Source organism: Stutzerimonas stutzeri (genome assembly GCF_024448935.1).
Lineage (GTDB): Bacteria > Pseudomonadota > Gammaproteobacteria > Pseudomonadales > Pseudomonadaceae > Stutzerimonas > Stutzerimonas stutzeri_AO.
Genome location: NZ_JAMOIE010000049.1, coordinates 17,572 through 36,332 on the forward strand (window position 1 = coordinate 17,572; position 18,761 = coordinate 36,332).

Below are 18,761 nucleotides of genomic sequence, written 5' to 3' on the forward strand. Positions count from 1 at the left end.
ATCGGCGTAAATGCCGACATTATGACTGGAGATTGCCGCAGGGACTCGCCTAGCGAGAGGCTTCGGCGCGGTCCAGTCGTTCAGCAAACTGGCTGGCATCGATTTCACCGACGACCCTGACGTCGGTCAGTTCGTTGCCGGTGCGATCGAAGAACAGGATCGCAGGCGGTCCGAACAGCTTGTAGCGATCCAGCAAGGCCCGTTGTTCCGGGTTGCTGTCCGTAATGTCGAAGCGAACCAGGCGGTAGTCTTCCAGGCGGGGTGCAATTCGAGGAGCGGCGAACACTTCGCGTTCTATCACCTTGCAGCTGATGCACCAATCGGCGTACCAGTCGAGCATCAACGGTTGGCCGGCTGCTTGTGCCGCTTTTAGCTGGGCGTCGAGTTCCTCTGGGGTGGTTATCGTGCGCCAGGCTTCAGTTTCGCTGGCCAAACTGTTGCCGACGGCTGACGTCGAGCGGGGCAATGGCCGAAGCGGATCGGAGCCACCTTGCAGCGCACCGACCCAAGCCGCCAGGGCATAGACCAGCAGGACCAGGCCCAGTAATTGTGCCAGTTTCTGTTGGGGGGTCTTGAGACCGAACTCCAAGGTGCCAAGGAACAATGCCGTGCCGGCGGCCAGCAAGCCCCACAGTGCCAGCGCCAGCGGACCTGGCAAAATCCGCTCGAGCATCCATACCGCGACTGCCAGCAGCAGCACGCCAAACACGTTGCGCACCGTGACCATCCATGGTCCGCTCTTGGGGAGCAGGGCGCCGCCGCCGATGGCGAACAGAATCAGCGGTGTGCCCATTCCCATGCCGAGGGCAAACAGTTTGAGGCCGCCCCCCAGCGCATCGCCACTGGCGCTGATATACAGCAAGGCGCCAGCAAGCGGTGCCGAGACGCATGGCGAGACCAGCAGGCTGGAGACAGTGCCGAGCAGTGCGGCACCGACGAAGGAGCCGCCCTTGGCGTTACCCGCAATACGCTCGAGGCGGTAGCCCATGGCCTGCGGGACGCGCAGCTCGAACAGTCCGAACATGGCCAGGGCAAAGGCGACGAAAAATAGCGCGAACGGCACTAGGATCCAGGGAGATTGCAGGCGTGCCTGCAGGTTCAGCTCGGCGCCGAACATGCCCATGAGCGCACCGAGCACGGCGAAGCCGGCCGCCATTGGCAAGACATAGGCGAGCGACAGGCCAAAGCTGCGCATCCCGCCGATCTGTCCGCGCAAAACGACCCCGGACAGGATCGGCAGCATGGGCAAGACGCATGGTGTGAAGGTCAGCCCCAAGCCCGCGAGGAAGAATAAGGCCACCGAGCGCCAGGACAGACCGGCACTGGCATCGGTCGGACGGTCTGGAGTCGATGCTTGGGGCGGGCCTGTCGGCGTGTCACCCATGTCGAGAGATTCGGTTTCCGGCGGATAGCACAAGCCTTTGTCTGCGCAACCTTGGTAAGTCACCTGCAAGGTAAAGGGTTGGTTCTGCGGGTTGCGAATCGGCAGCTCGACGTCGAGCACGCCGTAATAGACTTCGACTTCGCCGAAATAATCATCGGTCTTCTGCTCGCCGGCGGGAAGATTCGCCTCGGCGATCACGATCCCGGGCGTATCGGTCCTGAATTTGAACTGGTGCCGGTAGAGGTAATAGCCTTCCGCCGCGACGAAACGCAGCTTCACCAGCTCCGGCGAGGCGTCGATCAGGTTCAGGCGAAACGCCTCGCGTACCGGCAAGAAGTCCGCGCTGTTGTTCAGGCCGCCAAGCGTCACGCTAGGACGGTTATCAAACAGGCCGGCGGCGGCAGGGAGGGCGAAGAACAGGAGCAGCAGACTCAGCAAACGGCGCATGGTCATCTCACAGGAAGCAGTGACCGCATGATACTCAACGCGGCCAATCGTCGCTCGTACGCAACGTCGCACTAGTGCACGTTCTGTAACCAGATGGTGCCGTCCTGCTCGATGCATGGCAGCGCTCGCAATGCCTGTCCTGCACAGGGGCCGGCCACGCACTCGCCACTGTCGATGAGAAACAGGGCGCCGTGGGTGGCGCACTGGATCAGGCTGCCGCTGCTGTCGAGGAACTGGTCCGGCTGCCACTCCAGGGGGATTGCGCGATGTGGGCAGCGATTCTGATAGACGTAGAGCGTGCCCTCCTTGCGTATCGCCAGCAGGCGCTGCCCTTCTCGTTCGAAACCCTTGCCCTGGCCCTCCGTCACGTCGGAGGCATCACACAATCGAATCATCCGGACCTCCTTATTTCGGCAGAATTATGACTCAATCAGCAATCGCGGGTTGGCTAACAGCTGATAGCGCTGGCGGAGCCGGTGGTGGGCTTTTATGCTGCTGCTCAAATTTCAACTGGCGAAACCTTTGATGAGCCCAGTGCTATCTGCACGCCCGCTGTTTATTTCGCTGGGACTCGTGTGGCTGATCGCCTTCTGGTTGTCGCTGACGCTTGGGCCGGTCACTCTACCGCTGGGTGACACTCTGGAGGCCTTGCTGCAACTGTTTGGCTTGTCGATTGCGGGCGAGGGCGCTGATCAAGCCGTGCTGATCCTTGGGCAGATACGCTTGCCACGCGCCTTACTCGGGTTGAGTGTGGGGGCGGTGCTGGCGTTGTCCGGCGTCGCCATGCAGGGGTTGTTTCGCAATCCACTAGCTGACCCGGGGCTGGTCGGTGTTTCCAGTGGTGCCGCACTAGGCGCCGCCGCCACCATCGTTGGTGGTGAGTTGGTTGGCGGAATCTCCCCGCTGCTGGAGCCTTACCTGCTGTCAATCAGTGCGTTCCTCGGTGGCCTGGGTGTCACCTGGCTGGTTTATCGGCTCGGTCGTCGGGACGGGCGCACCCATGTCGCGACGATGCTGCTCGCCGGCATTGCACTGACCGCTCTTGCTGGAGCGGTGATCGGGCTCTTCACCTACGTAGCGGATGACAAAGCGTTGCGTACGTTGACCTTCTGGAATCTCGGCAGCCTCAACGGGGCGAGCTATGCACGGCTCTGGCCGCTATTGCTGGTGACCGTGGCGGTGACGTTCTGGTTGCCTCGCCGTGCGCGGGCACTGAATGCGCTGCTGCTGGGCGAATCGGAGGCGCGTCATCTGGGTTTCGATGTGGAACGACTCAAGCGCGAACTGGTGTTCTGCACAGCGCTCAGTGTGGGTGTCGCGGTAGCGGCGGCGGGCATGATCGGCTTCGTTGGGCTGGTGGTTCCCCATTTGGTGCGGCTGTTGATCGGTCCCGACCACCGGTTACTGCTGCCGGCTTCGGCGTTGGCTGGGGGGAGTCTGGTGCTGCTTGCCGATCTCCTCGCTCGGCTTATGCTGGCACCTGCCGAGTTGCCGATCGGCATTGTCACTGCATTGCTGGGCGCGCCTTTCTTTCTTTACCTGTTACTGCGACAGCCACAGTGATGCTCAGTATTCGCGGAGGCTCAGTCCGACGAGGCGCTTCCGTCGTCCTCGCTGAGGTTGACGTGGCTTTGGCTGCAGGCGAGGTCCTGGGAGTGCTGGGGCCAAACGGAGCAGGGAAGAGCACCTTGCTTGCCGCGCTGAGTGGCGAGCTGCCTGTCGGTGCTGGCGAGGTGCTGTTGCATCAGAAGCCGCTGCACGCCTGGAGTGGTCCGGAGCGCGCACGCTGTCTGGCGGTTCTGCCGCAGAATTCAACCTTGAGTTTCGGTTTCCGCGTCGACGAAGTGGTCGGCTTAGGTCGGCTGCCACATGAAAGCGGTCTCGAAGCTGACCGGGCTATCGTCTCGGCTGCACTGGGTGCTGCAGATGCGCAGCATCTGGCCCGGCGCAGTTACCTGTCGCTGTCCGGAGGCGAACAGCAGCGCGTGCACCTTGCGCGGGTGCTCGCGCAGCTATGGCCCGGGCGTACCGGGCAGGTATTGTTGCTCGACGAGCCTACGGCCATGCTCGATCCGCTGCATCAGCACAGCATCCTGCACGCGATCCGCCGATTCGCCAAGCTGGGCGGCGCGGTCCTGGTCATCCTGCATGATCTCAATCTTGCGGCACGCTACTGCGATCGTCTGGTGCTGCTGGCTGACGGACGTGTACATCTGAGCGGTACGCCCGAACAGGTGTTGCAGTCTGGGCCGCTGAAGTCGGTATTCGGCCTCGATGTGCTGATCCAACGCCACCCGGAAAGAGACCACCCGCTCGTTATTGCCCGCTGAGGATTGATGTATGCGCTTGCTATGGCCCCTGGCCGTGATCCTGCTCACCGCCGCCTGCCAGTCACTACCAGCCTTGCCCGCCTGGCAAAGCCCAGAGGGTCGCGAGCATCCCGACCTGGGGCGGATCGTCGATCTGCGAAGCGGCGAACAGATTTCGCCGAAACGCTTGGTCGATGAGCTAGCCAAGGTCGACCAGGTATTGGTAGGGGAGCGCCATGACAACCCGGACCACCATGCGCTCCAGCTTTGGCTTCTGCAGGCATTGGCACAGCGCCGGGCGCAGGGCAGTCTGCTGCTGGAAATGCTCAACCCGGATCAGCAGGACAAGGTCGCCAAGGTGCAAGCAGCGGTTGGCCGTGGGCAGTGGCCAGCTGATCTGCCTGCTGCGCTGGACTGGCAAAAGGGTTGGGAGTGGCGGTTGTACGCGCCGCTGGTCAAGCATGCGTTGGCGCAGCCCTATCCGTTGCTGTCGGCCAATCTCGACCGTGAGGAAATCATGCGTGTCTACCGCCGTATACCAACGCTCACCGGTGCGGCCGCTGACAAGAATGTGCAGGGGGGCTTGCTCGCGCAGATTCGCACGTCCCACTGCGACCTGCTGCCAGAGGAGCAGCTGCCCGCCATGCTGGCAGTCCAGCAGCAACGCGACCTGCGAATGGCTGAGCAGCTGGATGCCGCGCCGAAGCCGGCAATGCTGGTGGCAGGTGCTTTTCATGTCCGGCGTGATCTCGGCGTGCCTTTGCATCTCTCGCGTCGAGATGGCAACCTCGCGACACGAGTGATGATGTTCGCCGAAGTGGGAGACGAGGTCCCTGCCGAGCAGGCCCATTTCGTCTGGTTTACCCCGGCTCAGCCGCAACAGGATCACTGCGCCGAACTGCGTAAGGCAACCGAGTAGTTTCGAATAACGTTGCAGCGGAGCTAGTGATTTCGTGCGGGCAAAAAAGACCCGGCAAGAGCCGGGTCAAAACCGTGATTAGCCTGATGAGGAGATAAGCTGAAAGGCCCACTGCCCGTCCTTTCAGGTTACCGGCTGATCTCGCGACCAGCGGTGCTAATAATAACAATTCGCATTCGTTAGTCAACAGCCGGACTCAAATGAAATTTCGCCCAAGGTAATGGGATCTACGCGCTGGCGGTGAGGGCATGCGCAGCGGCGTCACCTCTTTGTTCAGCAAATCGATGCGCCAGCCATGCGTTCGATCAGGCTGTGCGCAATCTTGGGCTTGCTCTGCATCAGACTGAGAAATCGGTCCTTGGGGATAAGCATAACGGTGCAGGCGACAGTGGCGACGACGGTCGCGCTGCGCTTGTATTGGGTGAATGCGGTTGTTCCCGAGTAGAAACATCTCGGCAATCCCTGGACCAGCAGGCTCACAGAGGTGGAGCGATGCGCAAGGCCGCGCTTGACGAGAGTAAATCGCGCCGCGCGGGCATTGTGAGCTAGCTCTTGTCTCGGTGATCACACCGGGCCAGGTGCTGGTTCAGCTCGGTTTTCAGGGTGTCCGGCAGTTCTTTCCAGTTAATGTCCCGCAAGGCCCCTTCGATGGCGTAGAGCAACACTCTCGAGGCACTGAATCCCCGTGACTTGACCGCCTGGTACGCATTGACCGCGCCGAGCCGACGCAGGTCATCGGCCGTGTGGATGCCCGAGGCGTGCAGCCACTGCGCGGATGTCTTGCCAAGATTTCTCAAGGTCAACAGTTCGTCGTGCATGATCGCTCCTATCGGCCTGGGTAGCCGGCGAGGAAATGAAGCGGCCAGCGAACCCGGCGCTGGTGTTCCGGTTGCCCCCATAGACGCTTGAACTCTGATTCGAGCGGAGTCACCGGATCCCGGCCATGGGTCTGCTGCCACTGCTTCACTGCCGACCAAGTGCGCAGGTAGCCAAGCAGCTGCGGCAGGTTCCAGTGGGCCTCGAGGGCAAACGCCGGAGGTTGGAAGGTTGTGAATGGCGGGTGGATATCTCGATAGCCCGCATCGACGCTGGCGCGTCCTGGTGGCCAGTAGCCGCTCAGGGTTTCGCCATGCAGTTGCTCGATCATGGCATCCAGCGGCGGTTCGATACGAAGCAAGCTGTAGCACCATGCGCAGAACAGCCCATCTGCTGACAGCACTCGCTTCGCTTCGTCAAAGAAGGCTGGCGTAGCGAACCAGTGCAATGCCTGTGCGACCACAATCAGGCCGGCCACGCTATCGCGCAGCGGCAACTGCTCGGCCTGCGCCGCGAATCGCTCCGCAGATCGCCAGTCGGTACTGCCGGTCAGTTGGCCAGGGCTGGCATCGCACGCCACAACGCGGTCGAAGTGGTCCACCAGTCCCTGTGTAGCCTGGCCAGTGCCAGCCGCAACGTCGAGTGCGCAGCTGGACGCCGAGCACTGTTCGGCGAGCCAATTGAACAGGCTGCTCGGATACCTGGGGCGGAACTGTGCGTAGTCGTCAGAACGAATTGAAAAGAGCTGGACGCTATCACCCATGGCAACGGTCCAGGTACATCAATGGCAGAACACAGTGAGACATGGCCGACTTCCGCTGACAGACATGTTCAGTATAGAAGCACCGCCGGGTTCTGCCTTCAGCGGTGCCTGGGTGGCGCTTTTCCGCACAGGGTGCCTTTCCCGCCCGGGTGTCAGAGGCCCGGCAGGCGCTGCCGAATCGCGCTGACCAACGCGTCGAGGCTCCCCGCTTCGGGTGTATTGATCTGCCGGTTAAGCAACTGCTCACTCTCGTCCAGCGGCTCGCGAGATGACTGTTGAGCGCTGATCACAGCCATGGTGGCATCGGACGGATCGCCGCCCTCGGCCTGGCGCTGGGTGAGCCACTGTTGGATGACGGCGTCGGGCGCCTCGCAGCTCAGGATCATGAAGGGTACGCCGGTAGACTCTGCAACTTGCCGGGCCGCTTGACGATACCGATGCTTCAGATAGGTTGCATCGATGACCACCGAGAAGCCGGCGCTAAGCGCGGTCTCGGCTAGCGCGTGCAATCGCTGATAGGTGGCATCGCCCGCCTCGGCACTATAAATGCCGGCGTTTACCTCGGAAGCCAGGGTCTCTGGTTGCTGACCGTAGAGCCGTTTGCGTTCGACATCCGAACGTATCCGGATGGCGCCCAGAGCCTCTACCAGGCGCAGCGCAACCCGGCTCTTGCCAACCGCCGATACGCCGTGTGTGATGGCAAGGAAGCGCGAGGGGATAGCGCTGTAGCTTTCGGCCAGGTTGGCGTACCTGCGATACTGGCGCAGGACGATCCGGCGCTGCACGGCGTCCTCTTCCTGGTGCAGTCGGAACAGGCTGACCTTGGCCCGAACAATCGCTCGATAAGCCTTATAGAGGTTGAGCAGTTGCAGCGCGGCGTAGTCGCCAGTGCGTTCCAGCCAGCCGTTGACAAAGCGCCGTGCCTGGCACTTCAGCCCTCGATCTTCCAAGTCCATCGCCAGGAAGGCTGCGTCGGAAGCGATGTCGATCAGGCGAAATGCCTCGTTGAATTCGATGCAATCGAACAGCACCACGCTCTCTTTGATGATGGCGGCATTGCCCAGATGCAAGTCGCCGTGACATTCACGAATGAAGCCGTGTTGGCTGCGTTGCTCGAGCACTGGTTGCAAGCGAGCGACGCTGGTTTCGGTCCAGTCCAGCAGGGCATCGAGTTGCTGCAGGTCTGCTTGCTCGGTGAGCAAAGGCCGAATCTGCTCGAAGTTCTGCCGCATCGGCGCGACGATCCCTTCGGCGCTGTTCAGCGCATGGTCAGCAGCCACCCGCGGAATGCTCAAGTGGAACCCGGCGATTTGCTCGGCGAGGGCATCAATGTGATTGTCCGTCAGCTCACCCCGTGCCTGTACCTCCGCCAGCAGCTGCGTTTGTGGGAACTCGCGCATTTGCAACAGGTATTCGATGGGTTCGCCATCCCCACCGATCGCCGGTTGTTCGACACTGCCAGTGACAGGCAGAACCTGGAGATACAGATCCGGCGCCATACGCTTGTTCAGGCGCAGCTCTTCCTCGCAATAATGCTTGCGTGCCGTGAGATCGGTGAAGTCGAGGAAACCGAAATCAACCGGCTTCTTCATCTTGTAGGCGTACGCGCCAGTAAGGATGACCCAGGAAATATGGGTCTCGATGACTTCAAAGCCGTCGACCGGGTGAGGGTACAGGGCCGGATTTTGCAACGCGGCGATCAATGCTTGGCTCACGGTCATTCCTTGCAGATTGTCGGGTGGGGCGTGTGAGCCAATCGCGACGCGGATCACACACTCGGAAAGCGCTCCATTATGTCTTCACGCGCGGTGCCTGCAAACCGCCAAGAGGCCGTCTTCGGCGCAAATCAAAGTGCGTATAATGCGCCGCCATGACTAAATCACGCTCGTCTCGCTCCCGCTCCAAACGCCGTTCCGGTGCCTCTCGCCCCTGGTTGGGTTGGATTATCAAACTCTCCATCGTCGCGCTGGTACTGCTGGCTGGCGTCGCGGTATATCTCGATGCGGTGGTGCAGGAGAAATTTTCCGGCAAGCGCTGGACGATCCCGGCGACGGTCTATGCCAGGCCGCTGGAATTGTTTGTCGGGCAAAAACTCGACAAGAATGACTTTCTCAGCGAGGTCGATGCGTTGGGCTATCGCCGAGAGCAATCGGTGAGTGGACCGGGAACTGTGTCGGTCGCCAGTAACGCGGTCGAAATGCATACACGGGGTTTCCGCTTCTATGAGGGTGCGGAAGAGTCCCAGCGGATCCGTGTGCGTTTTTCCGGAGACTTCGTCGCGGGGCTTGCGTACATGGACGGGGGCGAGCTGCCGGTAGTCCGTCTCGAGCCACTGGTCATAGGCGGGCTATACCCCGCGCACAACGAAGACCGCATTCTGATCAAGCTCGATCAAGTGCCGCCATATCTGCTTGAAACACTGGTTGCGGTCGAAGATCGGGAGTTCTTCGATCATTTAGGCGTGTCGCCCAAGTCCATCGCGCGTGCCGTCTGGGTGAACTTTACTGCTGGGGAGGTACGTCAGGGCGGCAGCACACTGACGCAGCAACTGGTGAAGAATTTCTATCTCACCAACGAGCGCAGCCTGAGCCGCAAGGTTACCGAAGCCATGATGGCGGTGCTGCTTGAGCTCCACTACGACAAGCCAGAAATCCTCGAAGCCTATCTGAACGAGGTTTTTCTTGGTCAGGACGGCCGTCGCGCCATTCACGGCTTCGGTTTGGCAAGCCAGTACTTTTTTGGCAGGCCACTGGCAGAGCTCAAGCTCCAACATGTGGCGCTGTTGGTCGGCATGGTCAAGGGGCCGACCTACTACAATCCTCGACGCCATCCTGAGCGTGCCTTGGAGCGGCGTAATCTGATCATCGACCTGTTGGCCGAGCAGCAGGTAATCAGCCCGCAGGAAGCTGCCCAAGCGCGGCAAGCGCCGCTTGGCGTGACACAGCGTGGCAGCCTGGCAGACAGCTCCTACCCGGCATTTCTCGACCTGGTGAAGCGGCAGTTGCGAGAGGACTATCGCGACGAGGACCTTACCGAGGAAGGACTGAGGGTTTTCACCAGCTTTGATCCGATCATTCAATCCAAGGCTGAAAAGGCCATGACCGACACGCTTAAGCGTCTGGGCAAGGCAGCCGAGGGCGTTGAAGGCGCGATGCTGGTCACCAACCCGGAAACCGGCGAGCTGCAGGCCATGCTGGGTAGCCGCCATCCAGGCTTTGCCGGTTTCAATCGGGCGCTGGACGCATCGCGTCCGATTGGCTCGCTGATCAAGCCGGCGATCTATCTCACTGCGCTGGAGAAGCCCAGCCAATACACCCTGACCAGCCTGCTGGAGGACGAGCCGTTCTCGGTCAAAGGAGCCGATGGCAAAGTGTGGAAACCACAGAACTACGGGCGTACCGCTCATGGCACGGTCTACCTCTATCAGGCCCTGGCCAACTCCTACAACCTGTCCTCGGCGCGCTTGGGGCTCGATCTCGGAGTCCCCCATGTGTTGAAAACCCTTGAGCGATTGGGCGCTTCGCCGCAGTGGCCGGCTTATCCTTCGATGCTGCTGGGGGCCGGTGGTCTGCGGCCGATCGAGGTCGCCAGCATGTACCAGACGCTGGCCAATGGCGGTTTCAATACGCCGCTGCGCGGTATTCGCAGCGTTGTGGCGGCTGATGGTGAACCGCTCAGCCGTTATCCGTTCAAGATCGAGCAGCGTTTCGATGCCGGCGCGATCTATCTGACTCAGTACGCCATGCGGCGCGTCATGCTCGAAGGTACGGGTCGCTCGGCCTACAATTATGTGCCGAAGTCGTTGGCGCTGGCCGGCAAGACCGGTACCACCAACGACTCACGCGATAGCTGGTTCGCCGGGTTCAGTCAGGACTTGTTGGCAGTGGTTTGGCTGGGGCGTGACGATAACGGCAAGACCTCGCTGACCGGCGCTACGGGGGCATTGCAGATCTGGGCGGACTTCATGCGTCGAGCCGATCCACTACCGCTGCAGATGCCGCTGCCCGAGAACGTCGAACTGGCCTGGGTGGATGCGCAAACCGGGCAGGGTACGCTGGAAAATTGCCCTGACGCCGTACAGATTCCCTATATCCGCGGCAGCGAGCCCGCGCCGGGGCCCGGTTGCGGTATTCGAGCCCCAACTGAATCGGTCATGGATTGGGTGCGTGGTTGGTTGCCCTGAGTGTTCCCGGGGCTAATGGAATTTCAAGAGGTTCGAATATTGAGCAAGCAATGGATGATGGTTGTGGCGGTCGCGGTGCTGGTGCAGGGGTGCGCGACGGTTAAGCGAGGGGCGATACCCGTCGTCGATTCGGGTGCGCCGGTGTCCGAGGAGGGCTCGGCGCGGCAGCCTTATCGAACCACTGGTCCGTCCGTTACCACGGCGCAGTCTGCGCAAGATGCAGATGTGATGGTCATGGTGCCGCAGCAGAACTCGGAGCCGTTGCAGACCTTTGCGGCGCCGGATGCTGCGTTCTCCGGAAGCTCGGATCCGGTGCCGGGAGCGCCTGGGCAGTGGAGCGCGCCGCAACCGGCCCCGACACCTGCACCAAGCCAGTCCATGCCCAGCGGCATCCCCTCGAATGGCGGAACGCTGTCAGCAGACGAGCAACTTGATGGGCCAGTGCTGGCATTGCTCACCACTGCGCAGCAGCAACAGGGCGGAGGTGACCTCAATGGAGCTGCGTCCAGTCTCGAGCGTGCTCAGCGAATCGCCCCGCGCGAACCTCAGGTGCTCTATCGTCTGGCTCAGGTACGTCTGGCGCAAGGGGATGCCGTTCAGGCTGAACAGCTGTCTCGGCGTGGGCTGAGTTATGCGAGCGACCGGCCAGCCCTGCAGGCCAGTCTCTGGGAATTGATCGCGCAGGCGCGTGAGCGCCAGGGTAATACAGCGGGTGCCGCGCAGGCCCGCGAGCGGGCCAAGGTCTCGATGTGATGGACAATCGGGTGCCAGCATTGGCTGACCAGTTGCTACTGATCGAACGCGAGCTTCGGATGCTTGGGGTTTGGGCGTGGTCGCCGCCTGCGCCTGAGGCGCTTGCCAGTCAGGAGCCGTTCTGCGTTGATACACTGGCGTTTGATCAGTGGTTGCAATGGATTTTTTTGCCCCGCATGAAACACATTCTGGAGCAAGGGCAGCCGCTCCCGACTGTGTCGGGGATTCTGGCGATGGCCGAAATGGTTTATCAAGATCAGCCGCAGCGCGTGGTCGGGCTGTTTGAGGCGCTTGAAACCTTCGATCGGTTGATCAGCGGGGGCGAAGGCTAACCAACGCCGGCAGGTCGGCAGGCGTTGATTGCTGCGTTCAGTTGCAGTTGTCGGCGATTTTCTGTCTGGTTTCGCCAATCCGCGCCTGCCGCTCCTCTTCGTTCAGGCGCCGGGTGCCGCCATCTTCTTCTACACGCACGCGCGGATTGTTCTGCAGTTGCGCCAGGTTGGTGCGCAGGGTAGTGCAATAGCGCTGCCGCTCGGCTTCCTGCTCTGCAACCTGTCGCTTCACCTTGCGGTCAATGTCGCGCTGTTCGGACTCGCCTGATTGTTCCGAAGCGGTGCTTTCGGTCACGCCAGGCTTTGGCGGGGCGACGGCCGTATTCAGCGTTTCGGTCGGCTGGCCTTGGGGTGGCTGTGCTCCGAAATGTGTAACGCCTTCAGCGTCGACCCACTTGTAAACCTGGGCGGCCATGATATTGCTGCTCAGTGCAAGCAGCAGGCCGCCTGCGAGAATGGTCAAACGCATGCTTTTCCCTTCAGTGGATACAAACCAGGCCGGTACTATACGCAAAAAGACAGGGGCTTCATTCTGCGCTGGATCACAGCTGAATACAGCCGAAGGGCAACAGCAGACTTGACTTGGCCAAGCCTAATCCGAACAATTCCATGCTTGCTGTTCTGAGGGGCCGCCGCAAGCGAGTCCTTCGCTCAATCATGAGGTGCATACCCGCGCCGACTTGTAACATCCGCAACGCGTTACCTCGCGCTGGGAGGGGCGCCCCGCAACACTTTGGGGCTTTCCTAATACTCGCTAGTCAGCAGCTGACGTAGTCGGCGACCACCGTCGCTCATGCGCTGCCTGGCAGTAAACCTATTTCTGGCCGGTCCACGCGGAGCGGCTATCTGGCGTTTTAGAGGTGAACAACGTGGAACTTTTATCCGGCGCTGAAATGGTCGTCCGCTTTTTGCGCGACGAAGGCGTTAAGTACATCTACGGCTACCCGGGCGGCGCCTTGCTGCACATCTATGATGCGCTGTTCAAGGAACAGGAAGTCACGCATATCCTCGTTCGCCACGAACAGGCCGCTACCCACATGGCCGACGGCTACGCCCGCGCTACCGGCAAGGCGGGCGTGGTCCTGGTGACCTCCGGGCCGGGCGCTACCAATGCCATCACCGGCATCGCGACCGCCTACATGGACTCGATCCCGATGGTAGTGATCTTCGGGCAGGTTGCCAGCAACATGGTCGGTACTGATGCGTTCCAGGAAACCGACATGATCGGTATTTCCCGTCCCATCGTTAAGCACAGTTTCATGATCAAGCATCCTTCGGAAATTCCCGAAGTGATGAAAAAGGCGTTCTACCTGGCCCAGTCCGGCCGTCCCGGCCCGGTTGTCGTGGACATTCCGAAGGACATGACCAATCCCGCCGAGAAGTTCGAATACGTCTATCCGAAGAAGGCCAAACTGCGTTCATACAGCCCGGCCGTTCGGGGGCATTCCGGGCAGATTCGCAAGGCTGCCGAGTTACTGTTGGCGGCCAAGCGCCCGATCATTTACGCCGGTGGCGGCGTGGTTATTGGGGGCGCATCGTCACAGCTCACCGAGCTGGCGAAGATGCTCAATCTGCCGGTGACCAATACATTGATGGGGCTGGGCTGTTACCCGGGGAGCGACCGTCAGTTCGTCGGCATGCTCGGCATGCACGGCAGCTACACGGCGAACCTGGCGATGCATCACTCCGATGTGATCCTGGCGGTCGGTGCGCGCTTCGATGACCGGGTCATCAATGGTGCGACCAAGTTCTGCCCGCATGCCAGGATCATCCATATCGATATCGATCCGGCCTCCATTTCCAAAACCATCAAGGCTGACATTCCAATCGTCGGCCCGGTGGACAGCGTGCTGACTGAAATGGTCGCCATCGTCAAGGAAATCGGCCAGACGCCGAACGCCGATACCGTCGCCAGTTGGTGGAAACAGATCGAAGAGTGGCGCGGCAACCGTGGCTTGTTCCCTTATGACAAGGGCGACGGCACCATCATCAAGCCGCAGGCGGTCATCGAAACCCTGTGCGAGGTGACCAAGGGCGAGGCCTACGTCGCCTCCGACGTCGGTCAGCATCAAATGTTCGCATCTCAGTACTACCGGTTCGACAAGCCCAACCGCTGGCTCAACTCGGGTGGTCTCGGCACCATGGGCTTCGGCTTCCCCGCTGCAATGGGGGCCAAGCTCAACTTTCCTGAAGCCGACGTCGCCTGCGTGACTGGTGAAGGCAGCATCCAGATGAACATTCAGGAGCTGTCGACCTGCCTGCAGTACGACCTGCCGGTGAAGATCATCAATCTCAACAACGGTGCGCTGGGCATGGTTCGTCAATGGCAGGACATGCAATACAACAGCCGTTACTCGCACTCTTACATGGAATCGCTGCCGGACTTCGTCAAGTTGGTCGAGGCCTATGGTCACGTCGGCATGCGCATCACCGAGCTGAAGGATCTCAAACCGAAGATGGAAGAGGCCTTCGCGCTGAAGGACCGTCTGGTCTTCCTCGACATTGCCGTTGATACCAGCGAGCACGTGTATCCGATGCAGATCAAAGACGGCGCGATGCGCGACATGTGGCTCAGCAAGACGGAGCGGACCTGATCATGAGACACATCATTTCCCTGTTGTTGGAAAACGAACCGGGTGCGTTGTCCCGCGTGGTTGGCCTGTTCTCGCAACGCAACTACAACATCGAAAGCCTGACCGTAGCACCAACCGAAGACCCAACGCTGTCCCGGCTAACGCTGACGACGGCGGGCCATGAGGAAGTGATCGAGCAGATCACCAAGAACCTCAACAAACTGATCGAGGTGGTCAAGCTGGTGGATCTGTCAGAAAGCGCTCACATCGAGCGCGAACTGATGCTGATCAAAGTCAAGGCCACCGGTGCGCAGCGCGCCGAGGTCAAGCGCACCACGGATATCTTCCGCGGCCAGATCGTCGATGTGACGGCCAACGTGTACACCATCCAGCTGGCCGGTACGACCGACAAGCTGGACAGTTTCATCCAGGCGGTCGGTACGGCATCGATCCTGGAAGTCGTGCGCAGCGGCGTCACCGGGATTTCCCGCGGCGACAAAGTGCTGAGTATATAACCATTTAACGAATGGCCCGACCGGCCAGTAACAGGGGTAATTCCATGAAAGTTTTCTACGATAAAGATTGTGACCTCTCCATCATTCAGGGCAAGAAGGTTGCGATCATTGGCTACGGCTCTCAGGGTCATGCTCATGCCTGCAACCTGAAGGATTCCGGCGTAGAGGTCACTGTCGGTCTTCGTGCGGGCTCGCCGTCGGTAGCCAAGGCCGAAGCCCATGGCCTGAAGGTTGATAACGTCGCGGCCGCTGTTGCTGCTTCCGATGTAGTGATGATCCTCACTCCGGACGAGTTCCAGGGTCGCCTGTACCGTGACGAGATCGAGCCGAACCTGAAGCAGGGCGCTACGCTGGCTTTCGCGCACGGTTTCTCCATTCACTACAATCAGGTCGTACCGCGTGCCGACCTCGACGTGATCATGATCGCGCCGAAGGCTCCGGGCCATACGGTGCGTTCCGAATTCGTCAAAGGCGGTGGCATCCCCGACCTGATCGCCATCTACCAGGACGCATCCGGTAACGCCAAGAATGTCGCGCTGTCCTACGCTTCGGGTGTCGGCGGCGGCCGTACCGGCATCATCGAAACCACCTTCAAAGACGAAACCGAAACCGACCTGTTCGGCGAGCAGGCTGTTCTATGTGGTGGTTGCGTCGAGCTGGTCAAGGCCGGTTTCGAAACACTGGTCGACGCGGGCTATGCGCCGGAAATGGCCTATTTCGAATGCCTGCACGAGCTGAAGCTGATCGTCGACCTGATGTTCGAAGGCGGCATCGCCAATATGAACTACTCGATCTCCAACAACGCCGAATACGGTGAGTACGTGACCGGCCCGGAAATCATCAACGCCGAGTCGCGCGCCGCGATGCGCAATGCACTCAAGCGCATTCAGGACGGCGAATACGCCAAGATGTTCATCACCGAAGGCGCTGCCAACTACCCGTCGATGACCGCCTACCGCCGCAACAATGCCGCTCACGGCATCGAAGTGGTGGGCGAAAAGCTGCGCTCCATGATGCCCTGGATCGCTGCCAACAAGATCGTCGACAAGAGCAAGAACTGATAGCGATTCTGCTTGAAAAAGAACGCGGCCTCGGCCGCGTTCTTTCGTTAGGCCTGCTGGCATCTGCTATAAACCGACGCTGGCGTCCGGCTGAACCCGTGGTGTCGGGGTCGGTCGAAATTAATCACACTGCTGTAAGGTAAATTTGCATGAGTGAGCATCCCGAAGAGCCGAACAAGCCAGTCGAGCCGGAAAGCTTGCTGCCGATCGACGAGCATGTCGAAGAAATCCAGGATTCCGAGGGACGCAAGGTTCGTCACCGTGGCATCTATCTGCTTCCCAACCTGTTCACCACCGCCAATCTGTTCGCCGGCTTCTTTTGCATCATCACCGCGATCAACGGCAACTTTTACGTCGCGGCCGCCACCGTATTCGTGGCGATGGTGCTGGACAGTCTCGATGGTCGTGTGGCGCGCTTGACCAACACTCAAAGTGCTTTTGGTGCCGAATACGATTCGTTATCGGACATGGTTGCCTTTGGCCTCGCGCCCGCCGTGCTGGCCTATGAGTGGGCACTTTCAGGCTTGGGCAACGTGGGGTTAACGGTCGCGTTCATTTACGTTGCCTGTGCTGCGCTGCGCCTCGCACGTTTCAATACGCAGATCGGCAAAGTCGACAAACGCTGGTTTATCGGCCTGGCCAGCCCCGCTGCCGCCGGTGTGGTCGCCGGTTCGGTGTGGGCGGTCTGGGCCCTGGATGAGCCGGGGATTCGCGGAGTGGATTTGCCGATCGCGGTGGTAATGCTATTTGCGTTACTGGTAGCTGTGGCCGGGCTGCTGATGGTCAGCAACATCAAGTACTACAGCTTCAAAGATCTCGATCTTAAAGGCCGGGTGCCGTTTGTGGCGATTTTGGTGGTGGTCTTGGTCTTCGCGGTAGTGTTCAGCGATCCGCCACGCATTCTGCTGCTGATCTTCCTCGCTTATGCCGTGTCCGGACCCGTGCAGTTCCTGATGCGTCGCCGCAAGCGCGTCGAAAGTTGATTTCTCCGGTGATCCGCTGTCTATTGGAGGCTCCAGGCATAGGCAGCGGAGCACATCATGCTTATCAAGATTCCTCGTCGCAGCGACTGCCGTGAATCCGAGGTAACGCCCGAAGCGCTTTATCTGAATCGCCGGCAGGTATTACAGGGGGCTGCGTTGTCGGTCGCCTGCGCTGGTCTTCCGTCGTTGGCGTTTGCAGAGACGGGACGTTACGAGGGCGTCGACGCTGCCGACGCTCCCGCGTGGTTTAATGCCAAGCTCAGTGATGTGACCTGGCAGGCTTCCGTTGCGGAAGCGGAACCCATCACGCCGTACCGCGACGCCACGCACTACAACAATTTTTATGAATTCGGCCCCGATAAAGGGGATCCGGCAGCTCACGCATCCAAGCTGGTGGTCGAACCCTGGACCGTCATGTTCGATGGGGAGGTGGCGAATCCGGGCCGCTACTCGGTCGAAGATCTGTTTAGTCCAGCCCAACTTGAGGAGCGTATCTATCGCTTGCGCTGTGTCGAGGCGTGGTCGATGGTCATCCCCTGGTTGGGCTTCCCTCTGGCTGAACTGATCCGCCGCCTCGAGCCGAGTTCCAGCGCTAAGTTCGTGCGTTTCGAAACACTGGCTCGACCCGAGCAGATGCCGGGCATGCGTACAGGTTTTTCCCTGATCGACTGGCCCTATGTCGAGGGCCTGAGGATGGACGAGGCAATGCACCCGCTGACCTTGATGGCGGTCGGCATGTACGGCCGAGTGCTAGCCAATCAGAACGGTGCACCTCTTCGTCTGGTGGTGCCGTGGAAGTATGGTTTCAAGAGCATCAAGTCCATCGTGCGCATCAGTTTCGTTCGGGAGCAACCGTCCACTACCTGGCAGACCATGGCACCTCAGGAGTACGGGTTCTATGCCAACGTCAACCCGGAGGTTTCCCATCCCCGGTGGTCCCAGGCGAGGGAGCGACGATTGCCTGGAAGTCTATTCAGCCCAAACATCAGAGCAACACGTCCATTCAATGGTTATGGCGATGCGGTTTCAAGCCTCTATGCAGGAATGGATTTGAGCAAGGACTATTGATGCGGTACCCATGGTGGCGACTGCTTCTGTTTCTGATCGCGGCGAGTGTGCCGTGCTACTGGTTGTACTTGGGAATTATCGCTGCATTGGGGCCGGATCCTGGCAAGGTGCTAGTGGACAGCTTGGGACAAGGTGCCTTGGTCCTGCTGCTGTGCTCGCTCTCTATGACACCATTGCAGCGACTGACGGCCTGGTCGGGGTGGGTAGCATTACGCCGCCAGCTTGGCTTGTGGTCGTTCGCTTATGCGGTACTGCATGTCGCGGCTTATCTTTATTTTCTCCTGGGACTTGATTTCACTGGCTTTACCACTGAGATTGTCGAGCGCCCTTATATAGCGGTGGGTGGGATTGCATTGCTGGGGTTGTCAGTACTCGCTGCTACGTCTACCCGTTGGAGTATGCGCAAGCTGGGCAAGCGCTGGAAAAAGCTGCACCGGATTGTCTACCCGATTGTCTTGGTCGTTTTGCTCCATATGTTATGGGTTGTGCGCGCCGACGCCGGCCGGTGGTCGCTTTACGCCACGGTCGCTGTTGTGTTGCTACTGCTCAGGCTGCCATTTATCGAACGAAAGCTGGTGGGCCACGGCAGGGTGAAGCGAATTCGGGCCATTGATGGAAACAAAAATGCAAACACCGGTTGACGCACCATTCAGGG

18 protein-coding genes and 1 pseudogene are annotated in these 18,761 nt (G+C 60.2%); 12 read left to right on the plus strand and 7 right to left on the minus strand.

What is annotated here, in order from left to right; genetic code table 11:
- Window positions 1-49: 49 nt before the first annotated feature.
- Entirely contained in the window at window positions 50-1,831 is a 1,782-nt protein-coding gene (locus NA637_RS14640) for a protein-disulfide reductase DsbD (protein ID WP_256073147.1), read from the minus strand.
- A gap of 71 nt (window positions 1,832-1,902) precedes the next feature.
- Window positions 1,903-2,226 carry a Rieske (2Fe-2S) protein gene (locus NA637_RS14645; RefSeq protein ID WP_256073148.1) on the minus strand — a complete coding sequence of 108 codons (324 nt, stop codon included), beginning with the start codon at window positions 2,224-2,226 and terminating at the stop codon, window positions 1,903-1,905.
- A gap of 130 nt (window positions 2,227-2,356) precedes the next feature.
- Between NA637_RS14645 and NA637_RS14650 the strand changes: the two genes are divergently transcribed.
- Genes NA637_RS14650 through NA637_RS14660 form a run of 3 tightly spaced genes read left to right on the plus strand, consistent with a single transcriptional unit; the run spans window position 2,357 to window position 5,059 of the window.
- On the plus strand, window positions 2,357-3,394 hold the full coding sequence (locus NA637_RS14650) for a FecCD family ABC transporter permease (RefSeq protein ID WP_272889111.1): 1,038 nt from the start codon (window positions 2,357-2,359) through the stop codon (window positions 3,392-3,394).
- Complete coding sequence (locus NA637_RS14655; protein ID WP_256073149.1) at window positions 3,394-4,161, plus strand: heme ABC transporter ATP-binding protein; 768 nt, start codon at window positions 3,394-3,396, stop codon at window positions 4,159-4,161. Before NA637_RS14650 ends, NA637_RS14655 begins: the two co-directional genes overlap by 1 nt.
- A gap of 10 nt (window positions 4,162-4,171) precedes the next feature.
- The gene (locus NA637_RS14660; RefSeq protein ID WP_256073150.1) at window positions 4,172-5,059 is read left to right on the plus strand and encodes a ChaN family lipoprotein; all 888 of its coding nucleotides are present in this window, start codon (window positions 4,172-4,174) and stop codon (window positions 5,057-5,059) included.
- A 196-nt stretch (window positions 5,060-5,255) separates the two neighbouring features.
- Here NA637_RS14660 and NA637_RS14665 read toward each other — a convergent pair.
- From NA637_RS14665 to NA637_RS14680, 4 genes and pseudogenes are all read right to left on the minus strand, one after another.
- Window positions 5,256-5,485 (minus strand): annotated as a pseudogene (locus NA637_RS14665) (hypothetical protein); the annotation flags it as partial.
- Window positions 5,486-5,604: 119 nt separating this feature from the next.
- Complete coding sequence (locus NA637_RS14670) at window positions 5,605-5,877, minus strand: TfoX/Sxy family protein (RefSeq protein WP_256073151.1); 273 nt, start codon at window positions 5,875-5,877, stop codon at window positions 5,605-5,607.
- Between the two features lie 8 nt (window positions 5,878-5,885).
- A complete protein-coding gene (locus NA637_RS14675) occupies window positions 5,886-6,638 on the minus strand; it encodes a class I SAM-dependent methyltransferase (RefSeq protein WP_256073152.1) in 753 nt (250 codons plus the stop codon).
- Between the two features lie 152 nt (window positions 6,639-6,790).
- Entirely contained in the window at window positions 6,791-8,353 is a 1,563-nt protein-coding gene (locus NA637_RS14680; protein WP_256073153.1) for an AAA family ATPase, read from the minus strand.
- Between the two features lie 155 nt (window positions 8,354-8,508).
- On the opposite strand from NA637_RS14680, the gene mrcB reads away from it, so the two are divergent.
- From mrcB to NA637_RS14695, 3 genes are read left to right on the plus strand one after another with little or no spacing between them, the layout of a single operon-like run.
- Complete coding sequence (gene mrcB, locus NA637_RS14685; protein WP_256073154.1) at window positions 8,509-10,821, plus strand: penicillin-binding protein 1B; 2,313 nt, start codon at window positions 8,509-8,511, stop codon at window positions 10,819-10,821.
- A gap of 54 nt (window positions 10,822-10,875) precedes the next feature.
- Window positions 10,876-11,574 carry a tetratricopeptide repeat protein gene (locus tag NA637_RS14690; RefSeq protein ID WP_256073165.1) on the plus strand — a complete coding sequence of 233 codons (699 nt, stop codon included), beginning with the start codon at window positions 10,876-10,878 and terminating at the stop codon, window positions 11,572-11,574.
- Entirely contained in the window at window positions 11,574-11,906 is a 333-nt protein-coding gene (locus NA637_RS14695; protein ID WP_256073155.1) for a YqcC family protein, read from the plus strand. The genes NA637_RS14690 and NA637_RS14695 overlap by 1 nt, the downstream gene beginning before the upstream one ends.
- 37 nt (window positions 11,907-11,943) lie before the next feature.
- On the opposite strand, the gene NA637_RS14700 is transcribed toward NA637_RS14695, so the two are convergent.
- Window positions 11,944-12,375: a DUF4124 domain-containing protein gene (locus NA637_RS14700; RefSeq protein WP_256073156.1), complete on the minus strand. Its 432-nt coding sequence runs from the start codon at window positions 12,373-12,375 to the stop codon at window positions 11,944-11,946.
- Between the two features lie 400 nt (window positions 12,376-12,775).
- Here NA637_RS14700 and NA637_RS14705 point away from each other — a divergent pair, with 400 nt between their 5' ends.
- From NA637_RS14705 to msrQ, 6 genes are all read left to right on the plus strand, one after another.
- A complete protein-coding gene (locus NA637_RS14705) occupies window positions 12,776-14,500 on the plus strand; it encodes an acetolactate synthase 3 large subunit (protein WP_256073157.1) in 1,725 nt (574 codons plus the stop codon).
- A gap of 2 nt (window positions 14,501-14,502) precedes the next feature.
- Entirely contained in the window at window positions 14,503-14,994 is a 492-nt protein-coding gene (ilvN, locus tag NA637_RS14710) for an acetolactate synthase small subunit (RefSeq protein WP_256073158.1), read from the plus strand.
- 44 nt (window positions 14,995-15,038) lie between these two features.
- Entirely contained in the window at window positions 15,039-16,055 is a 1,017-nt protein-coding gene (gene ilvC / locus NA637_RS14715) for a ketol-acid reductoisomerase (protein WP_256073159.1), read from the plus strand.
- Between the two features lie 149 nt (window positions 16,056-16,204).
- Window positions 16,205-17,038, plus strand: a complete 834-nt coding sequence (gene pssA, locus NA637_RS14720; protein WP_256073160.1) for a CDP-diacylglycerol--serine O-phosphatidyltransferase — start codon at window positions 16,205-16,207, stop codon at window positions 17,036-17,038.
- Window positions 17,039-17,095: 57 nt separating this feature from the next.
- On the plus strand, window positions 17,096-18,106 hold the full coding sequence (gene msrP, locus NA637_RS14725) for a protein-methionine-sulfoxide reductase catalytic subunit MsrP (protein WP_256073161.1): 1,011 nt from the start codon (window positions 17,096-17,098) through the stop codon (window positions 18,104-18,106).
- Entirely contained in the window at window positions 18,106-18,747 is a 642-nt protein-coding gene (msrQ, locus tag NA637_RS14730; protein WP_256073162.1) for a protein-methionine-sulfoxide reductase heme-binding subunit MsrQ, read from the plus strand. Before msrP ends, msrQ begins: the two co-directional genes overlap by 1 nt.
- Window positions 18,748-18,761: the final 14 nt, after the last annotated feature.